Origin of the sequence: Phytobacter sp. V91 (assembly GCF_965644225.1) — a bacterium.
Classification (GTDB): domain Bacteria; phylum Pseudomonadota; class Gammaproteobacteria; order Enterobacterales; family Enterobacteriaceae; genus CBFFRJ01.
Map to the genome: position 1 here is coordinate 1 of NZ_CBFFRJ010000229.1, position 3934 is coordinate 3934.

The following is a 3934-nucleotide window of genomic DNA, read 5'->3' on the forward strand; positions in this document are numbered from 1 at the left end:
GGGCATCGTGAAAAATCTATGGCAAAGAAAGCCTTATGTTCTCATAACTGACGATTAAATCGCACCTTCCTTAGCAACGCCCACTTCTGGCTGTGAGTTCAACCGATGGGTGCAACACATTGGTTAAAACGCTCTGCGGGTAATTCATAGTCCAGCGTTTTTCTTGGCCTCTCGTTGACACGTCTGGCAACACTATTTAGTTTTTGCTGACTGTGAACCGATAAGTAAGTCCCTTTTGGAAAATACAGCCTGAGTAATCTGTTCGGGATCTTTGGACAGAATCTCGCTTCGAGCCAACTTTTTGATGCTCTTTCTGGCTCCCCTTCCTTTGCAGAGAACATCGTAGAACGAGCAACACATGAAGCGAAGCGTTTAAGCAGGCAGAGGCAATACCTGTCAAAGGAGCCTAATTTGAAGATCCCGCTTAAGGCAACTTAAGCGGGATTTTTTATGCTGCAAAGATGGCTTGCATCTACACAACAAATTCGTAGTGAGAGCCATCCGGCAGTTCAATATCCAGGCGTAGCTTGCCGCCAGTCGCCTCAACGTAGCGTTTAAGCGTGGAAAGCTTCAGGTCGCGGCCTGGTTTTTCCATTCCAGCAACGGTAGGCTGCCGGATACCCAGCGCCTGTGCCATTTCGACCTGTGTTTTCTGTACTTTCTCTCGCAGTTCAGCAAGGTGAATGTTGAGCAGGATGTCCGCCGCCATCGCCTGAGCTTCGGCCACGACTTCAGGTTTTTCATCCGCAATAAGCTGTTCCAGCGTTCTGCCCATCGCGTTACTCCTTCTCTTTTGATGTGTTCAGCCAGTGAGTGAATTCCCGATCAGGAGGAGGAAATATAGGTTTAAATCTATATAGATGTAAAGCTATAAAATGCAATTGCGACGGGGTAAGATAAGGTATTCATGCATCAATACTGAAAAGCTGAAGACGCATTCGGGTACTTCAGTGAAGAGCATGCAAGATGTTTATCCGTTACTACAATACCGAAAGGATCAGTCTGAAAACCGGTGAGATGAGTCCGATGGCATACCGGACTCAGACAGAAAGATATGAATAAAAAAGGTGTCCAGGGTCTGGGGTTCAGTGCACCTTGAGCCGCCCTGGCACGTTCACAGGTGATATGGCGACAGAGAAGCACTGAACATAAAGTGTACGGAATAACCACTACAGCCCGTATGTTTCCCCTCACCCTAGCCCTCTCCCAAAATGGGAGAGGGGACTGTCCGTGCGGATATTTTATCCGGGGATCCCTCACCCCCAAGGGAGAGGGAACAGTCCGTGCGGGCATTTTTTTCTGGGGATCCCTCAACCCCAGGGAGAGGGGACTGTCCGTGCAGGTATTATTTCCGGGGATACCTCAGCCCTAAGCCAGCGAGCTACAACGCCAGGCGATTACCCCAGTACGCGGCGCACGCAGGCTTTAAACACCTTCACACCCAGGCCCAGGGCTTCACGGTCAAAGGTCATCTCCGGGTGGTGTAAACCCGGCGTCAGGTTAGCGCCAAGGCCCCAGAAGCCGCCTTTAACTTCAGGGCGCAGACGCAAATAGTGGAAGAAATCTTCACTGCCTGGCGTGCTTTTTGGGGCGCTGAGACCCTGCTCGCCGAACACCTCAACAATGGCTCCACGGATAACCTCTGTGGCCTCATCATCAATGATTGCCGCGGGCATCTCCTTAAGAATGCGAATATCAACGCTTGCACCGTAAGCGGCGGCGCTGCTCTCAATGGCGCGCACAACCCGCATTTTCAGCTCATCCATACCTTCGTTTTCTGCACTGCGCAGATCCCAGCACACCCTCGCCGTCGCCGGAATAGAGTTGGTCACCCCGGCATCGCAAAGAAAACGGGTGGCTTTCGCGCTCCAGGTGAGGGACGGCGAAAGATGGATGCCGTTCACTGCCTGCACCGCGTGGGCTGCCGCATCCAGCGCATTCACCCCCAGCTGCGGGCGTGCCGCATGGGCCGCCTTGCCGTGAAAATCCACTTCAACCGTCGCCGATGCCGAGTAATACATCGCCGGAACAGCCATCCCCATCGGGCACTCTTCCAGCGGCCGCAGGTGGAAACCCAGCAGCATATCCACATCGTCAAGCACGCCAGCCTCGGTTAAAGCGATAGCCCCGGTTCCCAGCTCTTCCGCAGGCTGAAAGAGGATCTTTAACCGGCCTTTTTTTACCCCGCCCTCGGCGATTATCTCCTGCGCGGTGGTCAGCACCACCGACGAGTGACCATCATGGCCACAGGTATGCCGGGCTTCGAACTGTCCGTCGATAATATGCCCGAGCGCGTCCATATCGGCGCGCAGCGCCAGCACGGGTCCGGGTTTACCGCTATCCAGTTCAGCGACAATCCCCGTAGTGCCATTCACATTCCGGGTGACCTGAAAACCTGATGAAACCAGTGCTTCGGCGATGTAGGCGGAGGTTTTAAACTCTTCGAAACCCAGCTCCGGAATTTGATGCAGGTAATTAAAGTGCGCGATGATTTGTGACACCTGTTGCTCCTTGTTTAATTGTTTCAGGCAATAACTCGCATCACCAGCATGGCGATCACGGCATTAAACACACTGGCCGCCATCAGCATGGGCCAGTACTTTTTCGGTACATCCGCCACACCCAGTAAGCGCCCCATATACTGCAACTGCGATCCCATCAGGAAGATGGCCGGGGCAAGAATGGTTATTTGCGTGATATCCAGCGCCCCCTTCGTCAGGAGGCTGACGGCAACCCCCGTTCCGGCCGAGGAAGAGAGCCACGCCGTCAGCAGAACGGTAATCGCTTCGCCTGGCAGGCCAAAGACCCCCATCACTGGCGCAAAAACGTGGCCAACAATCTGCATAATGCCGAGCAGATTGAGCATTTCGGCAATAACATAAGCCATTAATACATTCGGCATCAGATTATTGATGGCAATATTAAATCCTTTGCGCGCGCCGATAACAAAAATATCAAACGGGTTAGTTGGCGCTTTCACCTGATTACTCATCTGCAAAATCCTTCTTATAAATGGTATTCAACGCCAGGCGAACCATGCCCGCACCGACAAATTTCAGAACAAACATTAATAACAGCGGAATGATAATAGGGATGGTAAATGAGGCGAACATTGCCGAACCAATAGAGAAATAATTATTGATAAGACCGGCACCGGAATATTGCCAGGCGCCCATAATCACGATGTCTTTACGGGTGACTTTTTTACTGTCATACAACTCTTTGGTGAGTGCGGCGCCGGCATCGGTACTTTGCAGATCGGTAATTAATGCAAGTCCGGTGTAGCCGGGGATCCCAAGCAAAGGGCGCAGCAGAGGGGTTAACAGCTTATGCGCGGCACGAATAGCGCCGTAGTGAGTAAAAATCTCCAGCAACCCCAGCGCCAGCATCACCGTAGGCACCAGCGACAGCGCAAACAAAAAGCCCGCTTTCGCACTGACGCCGCCGCTGCCGAGGAAGGTGTTGCTTTCCGGCGTTTTCATGGTGCCAAAGCCGCCGCCGAGGGTGGTAAAATCAAACGCGCCCAGCCACGCCATGCCCTCAATCTTAAAAAAGATGCCGGAGAAAACCAGCAGTACGACGATCAATGCTATCCACGCCCCTGGTCCGACATGCCATTCGTCATTCACCTGGGCAGAGGTATTTTTCTGCATATTAGTTTCACTCACACTTTACTCCTCAGATTATTTTTCCTGTCATGACTGTGATTAATAAGAATCGATGCTGTTTATTGTTTTTTATGACGATAAAAACTGTCGCCTGGCGGTTTTTAAGCCAAAAGCATCCATACCTGGAATGGGTTAATAATTACCATAAGATTTTTATATAATTACTTTCCCCGATCGCCAGCCGCCTGGCGGAGTAAGTATCCTCCGGCAGAGCCGGAGGCTTTAGGGTGAGCGCCTCAAAGGCGCCGACAAACCATGAGCCGCCC

Annotated in this window: 4 protein-coding genes and 2 pseudogenes; 1 reads left to right on the forward strand and 5 read right to left on the reverse strand. The window is 52.0% G+C overall.

Annotated features, from left to right (window positions below; all coding sequences use genetic code 11):
- Nucleotides 1-98: 98 nt before the first annotated feature.
- Nucleotides 99-263, reverse strand: a pseudogene (locus ACSZO4_RS24985) (IS30 family transposase); the annotation flags it as partial.
- A gap of 209 nt (nt 264-472) precedes the next feature.
- Nucleotides 473-775, reverse strand: coding sequence for a helix-turn-helix domain-containing protein (locus ACSZO4_RS24990; RefSeq protein ID WP_437891794.1), 303 nt, complete (start codon nt 773-775; stop codon nt 473-475).
- A gap of 194 nt (nt 776-969) precedes the next feature.
- On the opposite strand from ACSZO4_RS24990, the pseudogene ACSZO4_RS24995 reads away from it, so the two are divergent.
- A pseudogene (locus ACSZO4_RS24995) lies at nt 970-1062 on the forward strand (IS3 family transposase); the annotation flags it as partial.
- A gap of 335 nt (nt 1063-1397) precedes the next feature.
- Here the strand turns inward: ACSZO4_RS24995 and ACSZO4_RS25000 are convergent.
- From ACSZO4_RS25000 to ACSZO4_RS25010, 3 genes are read right to left on the reverse strand one after another with little or no spacing between them, the layout of a single operon-like run.
- The gene (locus tag ACSZO4_RS25000) at nt 1398-2501 is read right to left on the reverse strand and encodes a M20 peptidase aminoacylase family protein (protein WP_437891795.1); all 1104 of its coding nucleotides are present in this window, start codon (nt 2499-2501) and stop codon (nt 1398-1400) included.
- 23 nt (nt 2502-2524) lie between these two features.
- Nucleotides 2525-2992, reverse strand: coding sequence for a YjiG family protein (locus ACSZO4_RS25005; protein ID WP_437891796.1), 468 nt, complete (start codon nt 2990-2992; stop codon nt 2525-2527).
- The gene (locus tag ACSZO4_RS25010; protein WP_437891797.1) at nt 2985-3653 is read right to left on the reverse strand and encodes a nucleoside recognition domain-containing protein; all 669 of its coding nucleotides are present in this window, start codon (nt 3651-3653) and stop codon (nt 2985-2987) included. Before ACSZO4_RS25010 ends, ACSZO4_RS25005 begins: the two co-directional genes overlap by 8 nt.
- Nucleotides 3654-3934: the final 281 nt, after the last annotated feature.

What these genes read in the sequence shown, in the direction of transcription:
- ACSZO4_RS24990 (WP_437891794.1), bottom strand. Translation starts at nt 775, where the DNA reads ATGGGCAGAACGCTGGAACAGCTTATTGCGGATGAAAAACCTGAAGTC.
- ACSZO4_RS25005 (WP_437891796.1), bottom strand. Translation starts at nt 2,992, where the DNA reads ATGAGTAATCAGGTGAAAGCGCCAACTAACCCGTTTGATATTTTTGTT.
- ACSZO4_RS25010 (WP_437891797.1), bottom strand. Translation starts at nt 3,653, where the DNA reads ATGCAGAAAAATACCTCTGCCCAGGTGAATGACGAATGGCATGTCGGA.